General features: G+C 36.2%; 16 protein-coding genes. 3 read left to right on the forward strand and 13 right to left on the reverse strand.

Annotation, left to right across the window (positions count from 1 at the left end):
• Positions 1-103: 103 nt before the first annotated feature.
• From CLU97_RS18730 to lpxB, 11 genes are all read right to left on the reverse strand, one after another.
• Positions 104-3,106: a reprolysin-like metallopeptidase gene (locus CLU97_RS18730; protein ID WP_121489274.1), complete on the reverse strand. Its 3,003-nt coding sequence runs from the start codon at positions 3,104-3,106 to the stop codon at positions 104-106.
• 180 nt (positions 3,107-3,286) lie between these two features.
• A complete protein-coding gene (locus CLU97_RS18735) occupies positions 3,287-3,952 on the reverse strand; it encodes a DUF6048 family protein (protein ID WP_121489275.1) in 666 nt (221 codons plus the stop codon).
• Positions 3,918-4,394: a DUF6452 family protein gene (locus tag CLU97_RS18740; protein WP_121489276.1), complete on the reverse strand. Its 477-nt coding sequence runs from the start codon at positions 4,392-4,394 to the stop codon at positions 3,918-3,920. The genes CLU97_RS18735 and CLU97_RS18740 overlap by 35 nt, the downstream gene beginning before the upstream one ends.
• A gap of 75 nt (positions 4,395-4,469) precedes the next feature.
• A complete protein-coding gene (rlmD, locus tag CLU97_RS18745) occupies positions 4,470-5,882 on the reverse strand; it encodes a 23S rRNA (uracil(1939)-C(5))-methyltransferase RlmD (RefSeq protein WP_121489277.1) in 1,413 nt (470 codons plus the stop codon).
• Between the two features lie 108 nt (positions 5,883-5,990).
• The gene (locus CLU97_RS18750; protein WP_121489278.1) at positions 5,991-7,532 is read right to left on the reverse strand and encodes a TlpA family protein disulfide reductase; all 1,542 of its coding nucleotides are present in this window, start codon (positions 7,530-7,532) and stop codon (positions 5,991-5,993) included.
• A gap of 308 nt (positions 7,533-7,840) precedes the next feature.
• Positions 7,841-8,608 (reverse strand): succinate dehydrogenase/fumarate reductase iron-sulfur subunit, encoded by a 768-nt coding sequence (locus CLU97_RS18755; protein WP_062675785.1) that lies wholly within the window; start codon positions 8,606-8,608, stop codon positions 7,841-7,843.
• Positions 8,609-8,631: 23 nt separating this feature from the next.
• Positions 8,632-10,644, reverse strand: coding sequence for a fumarate reductase/succinate dehydrogenase flavoprotein subunit (locus CLU97_RS18760; RefSeq protein ID WP_121489279.1), 2,013 nt, complete (start codon positions 10,642-10,644; stop codon positions 8,632-8,634).
• A 15-nt stretch (positions 10,645-10,659) separates the two neighbouring features.
• Positions 10,660-11,322, reverse strand: a complete 663-nt coding sequence (locus CLU97_RS18765; protein WP_121489280.1) for a succinate dehydrogenase cytochrome b subunit — start codon at positions 11,320-11,322, stop codon at positions 10,660-10,662.
• Between the two features lie 145 nt (positions 11,323-11,467).
• Entirely contained in the window at positions 11,468-13,246 is a 1,779-nt protein-coding gene (locus tag CLU97_RS18770; RefSeq protein WP_121489281.1) for a ComEC/Rec2 family competence protein, read from the reverse strand.
• Positions 13,247-13,382: 136 nt separating this feature from the next.
• Entirely contained in the window at positions 13,383-14,474 is a 1,092-nt protein-coding gene (locus tag CLU97_RS18775; RefSeq protein WP_121489282.1) for a glycoside hydrolase family 99 protein, read from the reverse strand.
• A gap of 41 nt (positions 14,475-14,515) precedes the next feature.
• Entirely contained in the window at positions 14,516-15,619 is a 1,104-nt protein-coding gene (lpxB, locus tag CLU97_RS18780; protein WP_121489283.1) for a lipid-A-disaccharide synthase, read from the reverse strand.
• A gap of 78 nt (positions 15,620-15,697) precedes the next feature.
• On the opposite strand from lpxB, the gene CLU97_RS18785 reads away from it, so the two are divergent.
• The 3 genes from CLU97_RS18785 to CLU97_RS18795 all read left to right on the forward strand — a co-directional run bounded on the left by CLU97_RS18785 (position 15,698) and on the right by CLU97_RS18795 (position 18,208).
• On the forward strand, positions 15,698-16,207 hold the full coding sequence (locus tag CLU97_RS18785) for a DUF2480 family protein (RefSeq protein ID WP_121489284.1): 510 nt from the start codon (positions 15,698-15,700) through the stop codon (positions 16,205-16,207).
• Between the two features lies 1 nt (position 16,208).
• Positions 16,209-17,468: a protein O-mannosyl-transferase family gene (locus CLU97_RS18790; RefSeq protein ID WP_121489285.1), complete on the forward strand. Its 1,260-nt coding sequence runs from the start codon at positions 16,209-16,211 to the stop codon at positions 17,466-17,468.
• Positions 17,469-17,548: 80 nt separating this feature from the next.
• Positions 17,549-18,208: a DUF937 domain-containing protein gene (locus CLU97_RS18795; protein WP_121489286.1), complete on the forward strand. Its 660-nt coding sequence runs from the start codon at positions 17,549-17,551 to the stop codon at positions 18,206-18,208.
• Between the two features lie 58 nt (positions 18,209-18,266).
• Here the strand turns inward: CLU97_RS18795 and CLU97_RS18800 are convergent, their stop codons facing one another.
• Together CLU97_RS18800 and CLU97_RS18805 are read right to left on the reverse strand one after the other, a co-directional pair.
• Positions 18,267-18,386, reverse strand: coding sequence for a 30S ribosomal protein THX (locus tag CLU97_RS18800; protein ID WP_065119703.1), 120 nt, complete (start codon positions 18,384-18,386; stop codon positions 18,267-18,269).
• Positions 18,387-18,610: 224 nt separating this feature from the next.
• A complete protein-coding gene (locus CLU97_RS18805) occupies positions 18,611-20,005 on the reverse strand; it encodes an MATE family efflux transporter (protein WP_121489287.1) in 1,395 nt (464 codons plus the stop codon).
• Positions 20,006-20,061: the final 56 nt, after the last annotated feature.

Raw genomic sequence — 20,061 nt, forward strand, 5'->3', positions numbered from 1 at the left:
TTTAGGTTTTTTTTGAAAAAAAATGATATTTTATTCACTTATGCTTTAAATAAATAAATCCCCGGGGGCTTCCCGGGGATCTAATTATATTCAAAGGTTATCTTTATTTCTTGATGAATTTAGATTTGAATTGCTCAATTCCTTTATCATCTATTGTAATAACATAAGCTCCTTTAACTAATGATGAAACATTTATTTTTCCATCATTAATATTTCCTCTATCTACTAATTGTCCAGCAGCACTATAGATTTTATAAGTTGCTTTATTTGAAACTTTAGTAATATTCAGAACTTCAGTTGCAGGATTTGGGTAAATCTGAATTCCGTCATTTTTAACAGAAGTTTCAGAAGTAGCAAGGTTACTTGTAATAACTACGTTATAATCTTCAACCTCTCCATAGTAGAAATTGGTTCCACAAGCAAATGAAGCCGGGATCGGGAATCCTTCATTGTCTTCTCCTGCATAGAATACAAGAACTCTCATTCTTAATGGCTGATTTTCTACTGCACTTGTAGGAACTGTAAATGATCCATTATGAACAGCTGTTGATACAGATGTAGTTGGAACATTCAATACCACTTCACTGCTTTCAAAAACTCCATTTTTGTTAAAGTCGATATATACAGCAGCTACATCATAAGCATCTGGTTTTCCTACTGTAACAGATATAGGGTATGTAGAACCTTTAACAAGGTTAACCTGAAGAGCTGAGTTTGTAGTATAGTTTGTATACGTTGATGCTGCAGAAGTGTTGTTAATATTATTAAGAGTAACATTTGAGATATACTCTTCAGTCGTCAACAATGTTGATGCTGCACAATAAGTAATAGCAAGCGTAGTAAAGTTAACAGATGCAGAATAAGTACCTACTGTTGTACCACACACCAAAGCAACCTGTACTTCGAAGTTTGTACCTTCAGCTAAACCAGTTAAATTAACAGAAGGAACTGCAGAATCAACTTCACTCCATGTAGTTGTACCTACTTTTCTGTAACGTACTTTATATGTTGCTCCTGTATAAGCCATCCATGAAACGTTAGCCGAAGTATTACCGATATTGCTTACTACCACATTGGTAGGTGCAGCAGAGCTACAAGCAGAAAGTGGTCCTATTGTAACAGGTCCTACTGCATAGAAAACGTTTCCTATTGCAGAGACTCTTACTTTAATCATCTGTCCGTTTAAAGAAGAAGGGAATGTAAAGTTTTCAGTTCCATCATTTGGAGTTGAAGCTGCCAATACAGTCCAAGTTGTTCCATTATCTGTAGTATAATCAATCTTAACGTTTGTTACATTATATGGAGCAGCATTTGTACCAGCAACAAGCCATTGAATAGGTGTAGGCGTATTCACATCAGCATATTGGTTTGCTAATTTGAATGGCCCTGTATCTCCTACTACAATTGTTTGAGTTGCAAAATTAGTCTGCTGCTGTGCAACGTTTGGGTTGTTATCTCTTACGGTAACTGCAAAATTTGTAGTTCTTGCGAATGCAGAAACTGATTCCCAGGTATTACTTGCATTATTTAATACACCATTCATTACAGATGTAAAGCTTGGGAAATATCTTGTTGGGCTTGTTCCTGTAGACTTCGATCTGAATGTTGCACCAGTAGTTGTATTACCTATATTATTCTTATTAATAACAACAGAAGCATTATCAATTTCTTCCCATACATAAGTAAGCGGATCATTTTCCGCATCTGTAGCAGAAGCTGTAAGTACAAAGGCTGTACCTTTAGGAATATTATATGTTGGTAACGCTGTAATAACTGGTGGGTTATTAGCAATCGGAGTTTCGATATCACAAGTTTTCTCAATCAGGTTATCCTGAACCTGATCAATACTTGCAATATGGAAGTAAGGATCTGAATGCGGCTGTACATCATAATTAGCTCCTGTAATACCAGCATATCCCATAATTGTAGATCCTGAACCCGGTTCCATGTTTACTCCGGATCCTTCAAGGCTATGAGAGAATGTATGGTTTGCTCCCAGCTGGTGTCCCATTTCATGAGCCACATAGTCGATATCAAAATTATCTCCGGATGGTGGATATGTTGCAGATGGATTCACACTTCCTGTAGCAGGAGAGGTAATTCCCGATCCTTTTCCTTCTGGCTCATCAGTAGTAGGGCTTATACAAACGCAACCAATACAACCTGCATTTCCACCACCACCTGAAGCACCAAATAAGTGACCAATATCATAATTTGTCTCACCAACAACTGTTGTCAATTGGTTTTGTAATTCAGTATTCCATGTACCTGGAGGCGCTGTTGCGCTGGTAACAGTAGCATATGGGTCTGTAGCAGGATTATCAAAGATAAGAGCTGGATAATTTAGTACATTTAAGTGTAATGCAAAATCTTTTTCAAATACTCCGTTTACTCTTGACATGGTGTTGTTTACCTGTGCCCATGCACCAGCAACACCTCCAAAAAACTGAGTATATTCACCTGTAACAGACATTGCCAATCTCATTGTTCTGTATTTCTTATCAGAATTCTTAGCAAAGCTTGTTGGTTGGTTAGCAATAGATTTTCCTTTTTTTAATAAAGCATCTATTTGTTTTTTTGAAGTTGGGCTTTCTTCAGTAGAGCATATAAATCCGTTTGGATTTTTCATCGTTTTAGGATGTACCGCATATACGCTCTTATCTGTAGCTAAAGGTTCAATGAACTCATATTTGTCTCCATCTATAATCATAGACTGAAGTTCGTTTGGAGAAACACTGAATCTTAAATATTTACTTGGGTCTTCAACACTTGTCCCCACATAAGAACCTAGCTCATACTTATCAGCAATTTCTTTTGCCAGAACAGGAAAGCTAAATACTTTGAATCTTTCTATCCTCCCATCTACAGTGGGAAGAGAAATAATAACCGGAGCTGCGTTTGGCCCCATCTCCTGAGCATTCTTCAATTGAGATCTCAGCGAAGCCAAGTCTAATTTATAATACCCATTCTCTCTTACGTTAGATTTCTCTACTGTAAAAGCTCCTCTTTTTTTGGTGTCTACTTTATTAAATGAAGTGGGAGTCCATTGTCCGAACACCGTTCCACCTATTAAAGTACATACCAAGGCAGTAAATACTCTTTTCATAAATTAAATAACAATTATAATTTCCGCCAAATATAACTATTTTACAACTCACACAAGTAAAATAAATTAATATTTTTTAATATTATACACCAAATACAACTATTCATTAAAAAAAACACAAACTTTATAGAAATATAAAGTTTGTGTTTTGTATATTGTAAAAGTAAATAATCCTTATTTCTAAAACTTATAGGCAATATTCCATGCAAATCCCATATTGAATTTTGAAGAACTTCTTCCAAATCCAGGAACGATCATTGGAGAGATATCATCCTGTTTAGAAGTGTATACCATATATCTTGGCTGAAGATTCACATCAATATAAAAGTTGGAGCTGAATAACTGTACTCTGCCACCAATGGTTCCTTCCAGCCAAAAAGAAGACTGTGAGGATGAAGGAAAAGCCTCAGAAGAGTTACTCCCACCAAATCCACGTACCGGGACAGCCATATACTCCTGGTTATAGAATGATCCGGCAACTTTTCCTCCGGCATAAAATCCGTTAAATTCATTTTCGGAATCCTTTGCCAGCATATAGAATGCTCCTAACTTAACGAAAGGACCACTTGCCTTGGCATCATAACCATTTTTCTGATATACGTTCTTCTCAAAACCGGCTTCCGCAATAGCATGAACGTTTCCTCTTAGCTTAGAAGAAATAAATCCCTGATAGAGTTTTCTGTCTGAAAAGAAACCTGCTCCGGTATTCAATACATCAAGGCCAACCATAAAATTGGATACATATTTTTCATGAACCTTCTTTTCTGCTTCCTTTTTCTTGTCCTGTGCCCAGCTTATTACTCCGAATAAACTAAAAAGAAAGGTAAAGATTAGTCTTGTCTTCATTCTCTATTTGATTTTGTCCGGCATCCACTTTCTGAACAGGATTCGGAGTTACTAATTCTGAATTTAAATTCTCATAATATTTTTTGATTCCACATCCGGGAGATACATAGGTTGACTTGGTACTATAATTGACCCTTACCTTAGATTCTGCTCCTTTATCAGATAATCTGAAATAAATATCTGTGTAAGGTGATGTATCTACTCGTAAAGGAATTAATCTTGAATCAATGTTCGTAAGTTTTCCCAGCTGCACTTTTCCCGCACCATAATCTACTGCTACATACAGTGAATCCAATGTAATTTCTTTTCCGTTTGACAAGGATCTGAAAGCTACCTTCATTCTGGGAGTTCCTTCTCCACTTTCGCAAATATCATCATCCCCGCCGCAGGAAAAAAGCATTCCTAAAAAGCAGATTGCTATGAGAAATTTAAAATACTTCATCTGTACATTTTATTTTATTGAGTCAGATGGAACTGACACTTCCTATTACAATTTGAAATTCAAATTTAAATAAATTTATTTTTTAATCAACAACGCAATGTTCTCAACATGATGGGTCTGCGGGAACATATCTACCGGTAAGATCTTCACTAAAGTATAATGTTCTTTCATCAAAGCAAGGTCTCTAGCCTGAGTAGCAGAATTACAGCTTACATAAACTACTTTCTCCGGTGAAAGCTTTAAGATCTGTTCTACCACCTTTTGGTGCATTCCGTCTCTTGGCGGATCTGTGATTAAAACATCAGCTTTAGGATGATTTGCCATGAACTCATCATTGAAAATATCTTTCATATCTCCACAGTAGAATGTTGTGTTTGTAAGCCCATTCAATGCTGCATGTTCTATAGCCGCATCAATTGCTTCCTGCACAGATTCTATCCCGATAACTTGTTTTGCATTTCTTGCTACGTACTGAGCGATAGTTCCTGTTCCTGTATAAAGGTCATACACCACTTCATCTCCTTTAAGATCTGCAAACTCAAGGGTTTTTCTGTATAACTCCAATGCCTGTTTGTAGTTGGTCTGAAAGAAAGATTTTGGTCCGATCTTAAATTTCAGTCCGTCCATTTCTTCCATCAGATAACCTTCTCCGAAATATATATTAATATTCAAATCATAGATAGAGTCATTCTGCTTGGGATTAATAGCATATACTAATGTTTTAATCTGCGGGAATTTTTCTAACAGGAATTCAAAAAGCTTTTCTCTGTTTTCTTTTTCTTCTCTATAAAGCTGGAAAAGAACCATCCATTCTCCTTTTGAGTTTTGTCTCATCATTAAGGTTCTTAAAAAACCTTCCTGGTTTCTTACATCAAAGAAGTCCAGACCCGTATTGACACCATACTCTTTTACAGCAAGTCTGATTGCATTAGAAGGATCTTCCTGAAGGAAGCACTCTTTCAAATCAAGGATTTTGCTCCACATTCCAGGAATATGAAAACCTAGAGCATCTTTACTTCCGAAATTTTCTTCAGAACTGATTTCATATTGGGTAAGCCATCTCGCATTAGAGAAAGAAAACTCCATTTTATTTCTGTAAAAATACTGTTCTTCAGCTCCCAGAATGGAAACGGTCTCGAAGTTATCAATTCCTCCGATTCTTTTGATGTTATTATATACTTCTTCCTGTTTAAAATCAAGCTGTTTTTCATAGCTCATATTCTGCCATTTGCAGCCGCCGCAGGTTCCGAAGTGGATACATTTAGGTTCTACTCTGTAAGGTGATTTTTCAAGCACTTCTACGGCTTCGCCTTCATAATATTTAGACTTGGCTTTTTTTACTCTTACATTTACTATATCACCAGGAATAGCGCCTGTTACCATTACCGCTTTTCCTTCTTCTGTCTTTCCTATTGCTACGCCTTTTGCTCCAGCGGTCAACAGCTTTATATTTTCAAGAACTAAATCTCTTTTTTTCTTCCTACTCATTCTAAAATTTTCTATTTTCCTAATTGAAACTTTTACGCTTCAGTTTGCAAAAATACAATAAAAAAAACCTTATCCGAAGATAAGGTTTCTATACTGTGTTAAAGTTTATTATTTTGTAGGAGCCGGCTGAGGATTTGCCGGTTGTGGAGCTTGCTGCATTGCAGATGGATCAAGCTGTAACTGTGGCTGCATTTGAGCATTCGGCTCTACTTTTGGAGCTGAAAGACCTGTCTGCTTGTCAAGAATTGTTACTAATTCCTGTTCACCAAGGTTTACGAATGATCTGCTGGCAATTTTACCATCTTTATCAATGATTACAAAGCAAGGTAACTTGAATCCGTATACACCATATTTCTTAGCGATATCAGAGTTAAGACCTCCCTCACCGTAAACATTCACTCCCTGAATTCCTTTTAGAAGAGAATTACTTGTTTTAATGAACTGATCTTTTGTATCATCTACGTTCACAAATACAAAATTCATTTTAGATTTATAGAAGTTTACCACTTCTTTCAATACAGGTACTGTAGCTTCGCTGATGTAAGGATTCCATGAAGCGTAAAAGAATAACATATAAGGTTTTCCTTTGTTTTCAGAAAGGTTATAAGATTTTCCGTCCTGTTTTGCTAAAGCTGCTTCAGGAGCGGTATCTCCGATTTTAAGTCCTGTAATTGCTACCTGCATTTTTAAAAGATCACTTTTAATAGTAGCATCCTTAATATCTGAATCAATAATTTTTTTGATTTTATCAATATTTGCAGGTGTTGTTGTAGGATGAATATCAGCCTGGGCCATTACGAAAGCTAAAAGATAATCTTTTGCTGTCTGAGATAAATCTTTCTTTGTTTTCAGGTACTGAGCAAACATCTCAGAAGTTGTAATTCCTGTTTTTCCTTTGCTGTTTGCTTCTGCATACTTCTGGAAATCCGGAGTCATTTTTACCAAAAGATATTGTCTGTAAAGAGGGATTGTTTTCACCATCGCATCTTTATCTGTCTCTAATTGGGTTTCATAATCTTTGAAAGCTTTAGATGCTTTGTAAGATGGGTTCCCAGACATTGGTCCGTGAGACATTTCATAGTTTGCAAGCAAGTTAAGAATGGTCACTTTGATGTCGTTTTTCTTCCATTCAAGAAGTCCTTTGCTTGGGTTGTTTTTCTTTGCTAAGTCGTCTACATTTTTATTAATATCAGCTTCTACTTTATGCATTCCTTTCAAAAATGCAGCTTCGTCTCCGCCCATTAATCCTGCCAAGTTAACTTTGCTGCCGTAGTCTGCCAGGAACTTCATACTTGCCGTAAGGAAGTCGTTATTCTTTTTAGCATCTCCGGTAATTATATATTCATTAGGGAAAGTAGTTCCGTTTCCTGAAATATTTACTTTTTGTCCTCCTTCAAGATAAATCAGGTTTTGTCTTCCTGCGTAGTTGATCACGTACATTCCGTCTTTAGGTGCGTCAAAGCTACCTGAAAAATTTCCGTCTTTATCTAAACCAATATTAATCAAAGGCAGGGTTCCTACTCCTGAAGCTTCTACAAATTCAATTCTTTCTAATGATGAGCTTCCAGTAATTTTTCCTTTTACTTCTACTTTTTTTGAACAAGACATCACAAAGAATGTGATGATAAACAATAAAAGATATTTTTTCATTTCAATTTTTAATATTACACAAAAATACGCTTTTTAGGGCTTGCTAATTCACACTAATTATTTTTTTTGAAAATTTTATTATTGCCTTTCAAGAGGGACATTTGAATTATTTTAATAGTCTCTTTTCGAAGGGCATGCTGTATTTGAGAGTTTTGAAAAAACAATTCAACTACCCTTCAAATATATACTTATTAAATAAAGAATACCTAAAACCCATTAATAAGTTAACAAACTTTAACAGGGCTTTACATTTCATAAAAAAATCGCCTCCAGAAATGAAGGCGATTTTTTATGTATTTGAATCAATTCTATCCTTGATCTACTAGAGCAGCCATGTATTCTCTGTTCATTCTTGCAATGTTTTCAAGAGAAATACCTTTTGGACATTCTACTTCACATGCTCCGGTGTTTGAACAGTTTCCAAATCCTTCTTCATCCATAGCTTTCACCATGTTCAGAACTCTTCTCTTAGCTTCTACTCTACCTTGTGGAAGTAATGCATACTGAGAAACTTTCGCTCCAACGAACAGCATTGCAGATCCGTTTTTACAGGTAGCCACACAAGCTCCACATCCGATACAAGCTGCTGCATCCATTGCTTTGTCTGCATCTTCTTTCGGAACCGGAATTGCGTTAGCATCCAATGTATTACCTGATGTATTCACAGAAATGAAACCTCCTGCTGCCATTACTCTGTCGAAAGCACTTCTGTCTACCATCAAATCTTTGATAACAGGGAAAGCGGCACTTCTCCAAGGTTCAATAACGATAGTCTCTCCATCTTTGAACATTCTCATGTGAAGCTGGCAGGTAGTAATTCCTGTATCCGGCCCATGAGCTCTACCATTGATGTAAAGTGAACACATCCCGCAGATTCCTTCACGACAGTCGTGGTCGAAAGCGATAGGTTCTTTACCTTCGTTAATTAAGTTTTCGTTCAGAATATCCAGCATCTCCAGGAATGAAGAGTCTGTAGATACATCTGATATTTTATAGGTCTCAAACTGACCTTTAGTTTTACTATTTTTTTGTCTCCAAATTTTCAGCGTAAGATGTAAGCCTTTTTTTGCACTCATAATGTTATATTTTAGGTTGGAGATTATTTATAACTTCTAGTTTTAACCTCGATGTTGTCATATATCAGTTCTTCTTTATGCAACACTTCCGCGTTGATATTATCACCCTGATATTCCCAAGCTCCGACGTATTTGTAGTTTACGTCATCTCTTTCCGCTTCACCATCCGGAGTGGAGTGGTCTTCACGGAAATGTCCACCACAAGATTCGTTTCTGTGTAGTGCATCGATAGCCATTAATTGTCCAAGCTCAAGGAAGTCTGCTACTCTGAATGCTTTTTCAAGCTCAGTGTTCATTCCTTCACCTTCTCCCGGTACTTTTACGTTTTTCCAGAAATCGTTTCTTACTTCTTCAATTTCTTTAATTGCTTCTCTTAATCCTTCAGGAGTTCTTCCCATTCCTACTTTATTCCACATAATGTTTCCTAATTGCTTGTGGAAGTAGTCTACAGAATGAGTTCCTTTATTATTTAAGAAGAAATCAATTTTCTCTTTAATTCCTTTTTCAGCTTCGTCAAACGCTGCTGAATTCGTAGGAATTGTTCCTGTTCTGATATCTGCAGAAAGATAATCTGCAATGGTGTAAGGAAGTACGAAATATCCGTCAGCAAGACCCTGCATTAATGCTGAAGCACCAAGTCTGTTAGCTCCGTGGTCAGAGAAGTTAGCTTCACCAATTACGAAACATCCAGGGATTGTAGACTGAAGGTTATAATCTACCCATACACCACCCATTGTATAGTGAACGGCAGGATAGATCTTCATTGGAGTTTTGTAAGGATCATCTGCTGTAATTTTTTCGTACATTACGAATAAGTTACCGTATTTCTCCTCTACCCAGCTCTTACCTAAATCATAGATCTGCTGATCTGTTGGATTATGAATATGTTTTTCGATAGCGGATTCTTTACCTTTTTTCATGATCTCTGTAGAGAAATCAAGGTAAACTCCTTCCTGAGTATCATTATTTTCGATTCCGAATCCAGCGTCACATCTTTCCTTAGCTGCTCTTGAAGCAACGTCTCTAGGTACAAGGTTACCAAATGCAGGATATCTTCTTTCTAAATAGTAATCTCTATCTTCTTCTTTAATATTTTCCGGTCTTAATTTACCTTCTCTGATAGCTACTGAATCTTCAATCTTTTTAGGAACCCAGATTCTTCCTGAGTTTCTTAATGATTCAGACATCAAAGTCAGTTTAGACTGCTGTGTTCCGTGAACAGGAATACAAGTCGGGTGAATCTGCACATAGCAAGGGTTTGCAAAGTAGGCTCCTTTCTTGTGAATTTTCCATGCTGCAGAAACATTTGATCCCATAGCGTTGGTAGAAAGGAAATATACGTTTCCGTATCCTCCTGAAGCAATGACTACAGCGTGAGCAGAATGTCTTTCGATCTCACCTGTAACAAGGTTTCTAGCAATGATTCCTCTTGCTTTTCCGTCTACAATTACAAGGTCAAGCATTTCATGACGGTTGTACATCTTGATTCTTCCTTTACCAATCTGACGGCTCATTGAAGAATATGCTCCCAATAATAACTGCTGTCCTGTTTGCCCTTTTGCGTAGAAAGTTCTTTTTACCTGAACCCCACCAAATGAACGGTTATCCAGCTGACCGCCGTAATCTCTACCGAAAGGAACCCCTTGGGAAACACACTGGTCAATAATATTCGCAGAAACTTCAGCTAATCTGTAAACGTTGGCCTCTCTCGCTCTATAGTCACCACCTTTAATGGTATCATAGAATAATCTGTAAGTAGAGTCACCGTCTCCCTGATAGTTTTTAGCTGCGTTGATCCCCCCTTGAGCTGCAATAGAGTGCGCTCTTCTTGGTGAATCCTGGTAACAGAATGCTTTTACATTATATCCCTGCTCAGCTAATGTAGCTGCTGCAGAACCTCCTGCCAAACCTGTACCTACAACAATAATATCAATCTTATCTCTGTTGTTTGGTGCAACAAGGTTCATATGGTCTTTATGATTTTTCCACTTGTCTTTAAGAGGACCCGCTGGAATTCTTGAATCTAATTTACTCATACTAGTATATTGATATTATTGAGTTATAAAATGGAAAACTGCTACGATGATGAATCCTGCAGGAATAAGGATTGAATACCATGTTCCGAAAGCTTTGATCACCGGCGTATATTTTGGATGTCTTGCTCCGATAGACTGGAATGAAGACTGGAATCCGTGTGCTAAGTGTAATCCTAGTAGAACGAAAGAGATTACATACAAAGCCACTCTCCAAAGATCAGCAAACTTCTCATGAAGTTCCGGCCAGAAACGTTCTGCATCAGGAGTTAACCTTTCCACATACTTGTAATTAATTTCATGCAACCAGAAATCATATAAGTGAAGTGCCAAGAAAGCTAAAATAACAGCTCCGGAAATAATCATATTTCTGGACATCCATGAAGAATTCACAGACGCGTTGTTAGCTGCATACTTTACCGGACGCGCTTTATTATTCTTGATCTCAAGCACAAATCCCATAATGAAATGGAAAATTACTGCAAAACCAAGAATAGGCTGCATTAAGAACTGCACAAAAGGATTATAGCCCATGAAGTCTGATGCGGTGTTGAATGCATCCTTGTTCAGAACTGATAACAAATTGGTCGTCAAATGCAGTATAAGAAAAATCAGCAAAAATAGAGCTGATAATGCCATAGCATATTTTCTACCTATCGTAGAACTCGTTAAACCTGCCATATAAGTTTAAATTTGAATTTCTACAAAATTAAGAAAGTTTAACAATATCGAAAAGTGAGAAATCTCACAATTAGGCAGTTTGTAATGTTTCTAAATAAGAATTTTATACATTATAAATACAGGAAAACACATAAATTATAAATCCCTATTTGAGATTATAAATCTGGTCTCTGAAAACCACTTTTTGGATAGATGAAGGAAAGGTTTTTATTTCAAAATGATCTACTCTTCTTGCAGCGCAATAGGGATTCACAACATACTTTAAAATTTTAGTTTTACTTTCCCTGTCCGAAACCCAAAAACGGACATTCCCACCACTTTTTACAGAAAAAACGCGGCCTTTACCAAAGTCATGAACCAGAATCTCTTCTTTCTGATTTTCAAAGACATTGCTTCCGGTTCTTATCATCAAAAATACAACGAAAGCCATCGTTAACCTCATCGAATTTTTAAAATCAAATTTTAAAATAACAGGTCTTAATAAATAGACAGCCGCAGAAATAGAAAGCACTTCCAATCCGTTCATGGGAATATTTTCAAAGAATAAAAAATCTACCTCCGCAAACCAATGAATTATTTTTAATAGAATCTGAATGACAAAATCATACACTTTATTCATCAGATCAAAATCAATTTCAAATGCAATAAAGCCTGTCATGATAAATGAGAATACGATAATTATTTCGGAAAAAGGGACAATAACAAAATTGGCAATGATAGAAATGAATGAAAACTGATGAAAATAATACAACACCAAAGGAAGTGTAGCCAGCTGTGCTGATAAAGAAATCGTGATGGTATTAAACAATAATTTTTTAAAATAATGATCCTGTTTTGGGAAATATTTCAACAACGGCTGATTCAGCCAATAGATTCCTAAAACGGCTAAAAAACTAAGCTGGAATCCTACATCAAAAATCTGCTGGGTATCTCCAATCAAAATAATAAAAGCGGACAAAGCCAATGAATGAAGCAAATCCGGTTTTCGCTGAAGCAGCACAAAAATAAAATAGACACTCAGCATGATACATGACCGCAGAACAGAGTTTCCAAACCCAATAAAAGCAGCAAACAACCAGATAAAAAACAAACTTAGTACAATTGCATATTTTCTAAATTGTAAGGGAATAAACCGAATCAGAAAAAAGTAAAACATACCAAAAATAACCACAATATGAGTTCCGGAAATCGCTAAAAAATGAACCAGCCCTGACTTATTGAAATCCTGAACCGTTCCTGCATCAATCTCTGTTCGGTCGGCCAGAATAATTCCTTTTAGAAATTCTTTTGTTTTTCCTGAAATTTTTATCTGATCAATTTTCTGAAGAACCGAATATCTGTACTGCCGTAACTGATCTGCCAGCTTCACGTCGTTCCGTTCTGCAGATGTTATTTCTTTTGAAATATAAATCTGGTAATTAATGTATTTTCTCTGCAAATATTGAACATAGTTAAACTGAAAATCATATTGAGGAAGTTTAGGTTTTATCACATACGCCTCAGCTTTGTAATAATGAATAAAATCCAACTCCTTATTGTCTCTTGGAACATACAAAATAGAATTGAAATTTGCCTTTCCTATCTGTACTTCTCCTTCATATTTTTTATATTTTTCGGTAGAGTTTAATTTCTGAGAGATTTTAAATGTAACAGTTTCTTTTTTATTGGGAAATGAATAAATATTGTCTACAGAAGTATTATAATGATGGAGAATAATCCCGGCTCCAAAGAATAAAAGCGCCAGCAGAATAACTTTTATTTTATGCAAAAAATATGAATGAAAACAAATTGCAGTAAGTAAGGCCAAACACAATACAATTACTGAATAAAATACAGTTCCAGCCAAATCCATCTTATCCTGAAAAAGAATTCCAAGAATAAAAAATATTACCAGAATAAGAAGTGGCTGCTTTTGCAATTTCAATTAATTATCAAAGAAAAATAAGTAATTAATCAATAAAGTACACCCTCTCAAATAACTAAAAAAATACCCCGGTATGCATCAAAGACATCAACGGGGCACTTAATTTTTTTATGGTAAATTGAGGATTGAAAGTATACTATTTCTTTTTCAGAAATTTATCCGTCAAACGCTTCGTTTCCTTGATATAAAATAAAGGATCTTTCCCATAATCTTCATATTTGAAATCATCTGCTTTTTTAGGGATGGCGGGTTCTATCTGTGTTCCTTCATGCCATTCATTGAATGATGTGATTCCGATAAAATCCGGATTTACTTTAATAGCGGCGTCAAACATCTTTTCGTAATACTTTCCATTTTCTCTGCTTTTGAAATTAGCTTCGTTCCATGGGCGTATTCTTGTATCAGAATAGCCTGGTCCTACGCAAGGAATAAAAATCAGATTGTGATCTTTAGCATAGTTGGCCATAAAATCCCAATTAGCAGTTGTACTTCCGTATACAAAACCTTCGCTTGCAAAATAGGTATAAAAACCATCAAAACCTGCTGTATCAAAAAACTTAGCATCATCTTTTTCAACCCAAAGGCCAATATAAAGAGCATCTAAATCTGTATTTCTTACTGTTTTTTCTCCACTTTTGGACAACATTTTTGTCCATTCTTCTTTAGGAATTTTATAGCTGTCATACACATAAAATAACGGTTTTCCGTCTTTTTTGTAGAATGCATGATGATGGGAATACGTTTTTATTAGATAAGAGAGCTGCTCCTTTAATTCTGTGGTATTTTTATAGAACGGTTCAATGTGGAATGCAATTTTTAAATCAAAACGCTCTGCAATATCCAGATATCTGGTGAGACTTTTATCCGTGAATGAATCCTTTCCGAGCCAGCTTACCACCACTACTCCTACTCCGGAGTCTTTGATCATTTTCATATGCTGTTCAATGATCTTTAGGTCATTGGAGCTGTAGTTTCCAAGTGCAGGATAAAAATTAGCCCCAATATCGTCTCCTCCTTGGTGATGCCCCAGATTATTCCATTTCGGATTACTCCAATGCGGAAGGATTTCATGGTTCCAATGCTGATAACTTCCGTCTGTTGCTGGATTTGCGTACCAACCGTAATAAAATATCTGAACTTTATCTCTTGAATTGCCCTGTTGAGCAGAACAGTTTGAAAAAAACAACGTAAATGTCAGTAATAACAAAAAACGGATATAGTAATTCATAGTTAAAAAATAGATTAAATTCTTAAAAGCACCGGTAAAAATTATACTTTCAATATTACCTCAGCAGCATGGTCACTGGCTCCTTTTCCGCCAAGCTTTTCTCTCAGAAGTTCGTAATCATTCAGAACCTGTACTCTTTTTTCACCTGATAAAATTTTATTGAGCTCTTCCACCAGATTTTTAGTGTTCAGATCATTCTGAATAAGCTCTTTTACCACTTCCCTGTCCATGATCAGGTTAACCAGAGAAATATAATTGATATTTTTCACTAATCTTTTAGCAATAGCATAAGAAATTTTGCTTCCTCGGTAACAAACCACTTCAGGGACATTCAGCAAAGCGGTTTCCAGTGTAGCTGTTCCGGAGGTTACTAAAGCTGCTTTGGAACATCTTAATAAATCATACGTTCTGTTGGATACAAAATGAACATTATCATCCACATATTTCTGATAAAATTCTTTAGGAAGGCTTGGTGCTCCGGCAATCACAAACTGATAATTTTTAAAATGCGGTCTTACGGAAAGCATTATTTCAAGCATCTTTTCAACTTCCTGCTCTCTGGAACCCGGCAGCAATGCAATAATCTCTTTTTCGTTCAAACCATTTTCAGATTTGAAATTTTCAATGCTGATTTCCTGAAGATCCGAAATAGCATCCAGCAAAGGATGTCCTACAAAATGAGAATGAACCCCGTGTTTTCTATAAAAATCTTCTTCGAAAGGAAGGATGACCATCATTTCATCCACATATTTTTTAATGATCTCTACACGTCCCTCTTTCCAGGCCCAAAGCTGCGGAGAAATATAATAAACAACTTTTATCCCCAGTTCTTTCGCGAATCTGGCAATTCTCAGGTTAAAGCCCGGATAATCTACTAAAATCAATACATCTGGTCTGTTCTTCTGAATATCTTCTTTGCAGAATTTAATATTATTCAGAATGGTTCTGAGATTCATTACCACCTCCAGAAAACCCATAAAAGCCAGATCACGATAATGTTTTACCAATGTTCCGCCCTGAGCTTTCATCAGATCACCGCCCCAAAATCTGAACTCTGCATTAGGATCTTTTTGCTTCAAGGCTTTCATCAGGTTACTTCCGTGCAAATCACCTGAAGCTTCTCCTGCAATAATGTAATACTTCATTTCTATAGTAAGGATAGAGAACAAATTAAAATAGATATGATCTTAATTCGTAAATTTGTTCAAAGATAATGATAAAAAATGTCAGAAGAATTTGAAATCCGGAATAAAGTTGCCGAAAGCGGCCTTATCAATTTTGACCTTGCCACTTTACTGCCAAAAGGAGAAAGAAAAGGGATTGACCTGAAAGATTTTCTTTTCCAGGAAATGATCCTGAAAGAGAAAGATTTTCGTGAAAAGGTAGAAGCCATTGATGCGGAAGAATATAGAGACTCATATATATATATCTATAATTCTGTAGATACAATTATTCCTCTTTGGGCCTATTTCGTATTGACGGCGAAACTTACAGATGCTGCCAAAAAAATTGTCTTCGGGAACCGTGAGGATCTTGAGGTTATTTTGATGCACAATGCTATCCAAACGCATGATTTTGAGGAAATGAGAGGAAAGAGAGTTCTTGTAAAAGGCTGTTCCGACAAAGAAATTCCGGAGAACGCCTATATAGAACTTGTAGAACAGTTAAAACCCATTGTAAAATCTCTGATGTTTGGAGAGGCATGCTCTAATGTGCCTATCATAAAGAACTAATATGAACAGATATTTATCAGCCTTATTTTTGTTCATTATTTTTCTTGCGGTTTACTATTTCGGAAGTTTTTCAAAAATTCCATTTGCTGATTGTGTAGGATTTGTGCTGAGTGCAGAAACAGGAGTATGGGAAACCACTGCTACAGCAACCAGTCATTTTTTATATATCAACACGGTTATTTCTATTAAAAACCTTTTGGATATTAATGCCATTGAAGCCAGCAGGTTTTTGGTTGTCTTTTCCGGCGCAGCAACGGTTTCCGCTGTTTATCTTACGGTAAAAAGTATTTCAAAAACGGAATGGGCTTCTCTTACAGCGGCTTTTGTTTTCGGCTTCAGTTTTTCATTTTGGAGAAATGCTGAAATAGTGGAAGTATATACTTATAATTCCCTATGGATAAGCCTTTTCTTCTTTTCGGTTATCAAAAGTTTTACTGAAAAGAAAAGAATGTATATCCTGTTGAGCAGTCTGTTTTTGGGAATCAGTTTATGGGTTCACATTCAAAACATTTTGCTTATACCCGCTTTATTGGTTTTCTTATTTTATTTCAGAAACGAAAAAAAATATGCAGCGGCTTCACTATTGATTTTTGCTGTATTATTCTGTTCTTTATTTATTCTGAATATTTCTCAGGGGCTTCCTTTTAAATCTCCTTATAGTTCTGATCAGGGAACATGGGTAGAGGATTCTTTGAAAAAAAGTGCTATTCAGTATGTGAAAGATTTTTTCCAGTCTTTTGCCTATCTGATCTATAACTTCAACATCTTTACCTATTTCGGAATCGCTGGAATTCTCTTGTTGTATAAAGCCAATAGAAAAATGTTTTTTGTTTTTGCAACAGGTGCGGTATGTGTATACGGATTTGCGACCTTTTATGCAGTATCAGACAATTATGTTTTCTTTTTACCTTTCAATATCATTTTTGCGTTGTCTATCGGATATGGACTTTCTGCAGCAAAGTATGCACGCCTGAGAAAATTTTCATGGGTCTGCTTATTGATTCCTGTGGGATACTTTGTCCTTTATAAAGCTATATTCCTAACAGAAAAAGGAAAAGAATTTCATGCATTTAAAGAGTACAAAGGCGGTCTAGATTATTATGTACTGCCATGGATGAATAACAATGCAGGAATTCTGGAATTCACTATTGATAAAAAACAAGCTCCTGAACCTATTGAATGGATGACCATCAGTGCAATAGAATATATAAAACTTTTAAAGAGCAAAGGGTATACTGAAGAACAGATCAGAAAACTTTAACAATAATTATGAAAGCCTGTCATTTTGTGAGGCATATTTTTTATAACTTTGGCTTACTTAATACTTAACAAACACAAAAAATGAGTTTAATTGACCTACTTACAGGGAACACCGGCAACCAGGTTGCTGAACAGGCTGAAAACAAATTCGGGATCAGCAAAAACCAGGTAATCGCTTTATTAGCTGTTGCTACACCTCTTATTATTTCTTATCTTAGAAATAAATCTCAGGACTCCAAAGAAGCAGAAGCTTTAAACAATGCTTTAGATAAAGACCACAACGGAAGTATTTTAAATGATGCTTCTCAGATTGAATCAAGACAAGCTGAAGGCGGATCTATTCTTGGTCATATTTTCGGTGATCAGAAAAGCAATGTTGAAAACCAGTTATCACAGAATACAGGAATTTCAATAGACAAAATAGGACCTGTTCTTGCTATGCTTGCACCCGTTGTAATGGGTTACATTGGACAGCAGAAACAGCAGAGCAATGTAGGAGCTGGTGGTTTAGGAGATCTTTTAGGAGGAATTCTTGGGAATGCTTCTAATCAAGCACAAGCTCAGCAGTCCAGTCCTTTAAATGACATCCTTGGAAGTGTTTTAGGAGGAGGCGGACAGTCTCAATCATCAGGAAACCCTCTGAACGATATACTTGGAAGTGTATTGGGCGGTGGTGGAAACCAACAACAAAGCGGCGGCGGTTTAGGCAGCATCCTTGGGAATATTCTTGGAGGTAAATAATTAATTTAATTTCATAAAAAAAGACCGGAGATATGATCTTCGGTCTTTTTTATTTGGATTACTTTTTAGATTTTTCTTCAGAAGCGGCAAAAGATTTCGAGGCTTTTTTAGGTCTTCTTTTTCCATAACTTCCGGAATTAATCTTTCCTCTTCTTGATTTTTTGTCTCCTTTTCCCATAGTATTATGTATTTGTTGTTATCACGAAATTAAAAAATGTAAGCTTAAAATCCAATCGATGAAGCTGTTAAAATTTTATAAATTAAAGATGGAGGATGGAAGTTACCAGCAGGTTACTATTTTAAATTATCTGTCTCAAGCTCAGAAACACTGTTTATAACGACTATTTTAGATATATCAGACCGGCATTACTTCCCTCTTCAAGCTTCCATCACCCATCCCTTCTACACTTTAATCGTTTTCCATTTTCCTTTTTTGAATAAGATAAAAGCAACAATGGTAATCAAAGTTTCAGCAGCAGGAATTGAAATAAAAACTCCTTTTGGACCCATGTCAAGATATTTTGACAGAAAATACGCCAGAGGAATCTGAAACAGCCAGAATCCAAAAAGATTAACCCAGGTAGGAGTCCAGGTATCTCCTGCCCCATTGAATGCATTGATCATCACCATCCCGATTCCATAAAAAATAAATCCTACACTCATAATCTGAAGGGCATTTTTCGCAAAATCTTTAATGGCGGTTTCCTGAGTGAAAAAGCTTACTAAAAAGTTCCCCATAAAAAGGAAGATCAAGCTTACAATCAACATAAAGATGACATTATATTTCACTGTTTTCATCACCGACTGTTCTGCTCTCAGCATTTCATTGGCTCCCATGTTCTGTCCTACAAGCGTAGACGCGGCATTACTCAGTCCCCAAGCCGGAAGCATAAAGAACATCATGAGCCTTAATGCTGTTTGATAACCTGCTGATGCATTTTCACCTCCTGTTGTGGCCACCAACTCCGCAAGGAAAATCCAGCTGCATGAAGCTATCACAAACTGAAAAATTCCGGGTGTTGCAATTTTTATAATGGATTTGATTAACTCGTAACCCGGTTTAAAATAAGAAAGTTTAATCCTTATTTGAGTATCAGCTACTAAAAGATGATACAACTGATAAATCACCCCGATACTACGTCCTATGGTTGTAGCAAGAGCTGCACCCGTTAATCCCAAAGCTGGAACAGGTCCTAATCCTTTTATCAGAATCGGGCAGAGAATAATATTGGCAATATTGGCTATCCATAAACTTTTCATGGCAATCATCGCATTTCCTGCCCCTCTAAAAATTCCGTTGATTAAGAACAAAAGCATGATAATGGTACTGCTCCCCATCATAATTCTGGTAAAATCCTTTCCATAGGTGGCGGCTTCAGGCTTTGAACCCATTAAAATCAGAATTTCTTCAGCAAAAATTACTCCCAATAAACTTAAAACAAAAGTAATGGCAAAAGAAACAAGCAATACCTGTGCAGCACTTCTGGAAGCCTGTTCAGGATTTTTCTCACCAATTCTTCTCGCTACCAATGCTGTGGCCGCCATACTCATTCCAATCGCGATAGAGTACATTATCGAAAGAACTGATTCGGTAAGCCCTACGGTCTGAATAGCAAAACCACTTTCTTTCAGATGACCGACAAAATAGAGGTCAACAAGGGCAAATACAGACTCCATAGCCATTTCCAGCATCATAGGAATCGCTAAAAGCAGTACGGCGCTTCTGATATTTACTTTGGTAAAATCAGTCTCCTCACCGCTGAATGCTTTTTTCAAAAACTCAACATATTTTGTCATTTTGTAATCAATAATTTAGATAATCCCAAAAATACAAATCCAATTATTAGAAAAAC

Source organism: Chryseobacterium sp. 7 (assembly GCF_003663845.1).
Lineage (GTDB): Bacteria > Bacteroidota > Bacteroidia > Flavobacteriales > Weeksellaceae > Chryseobacterium.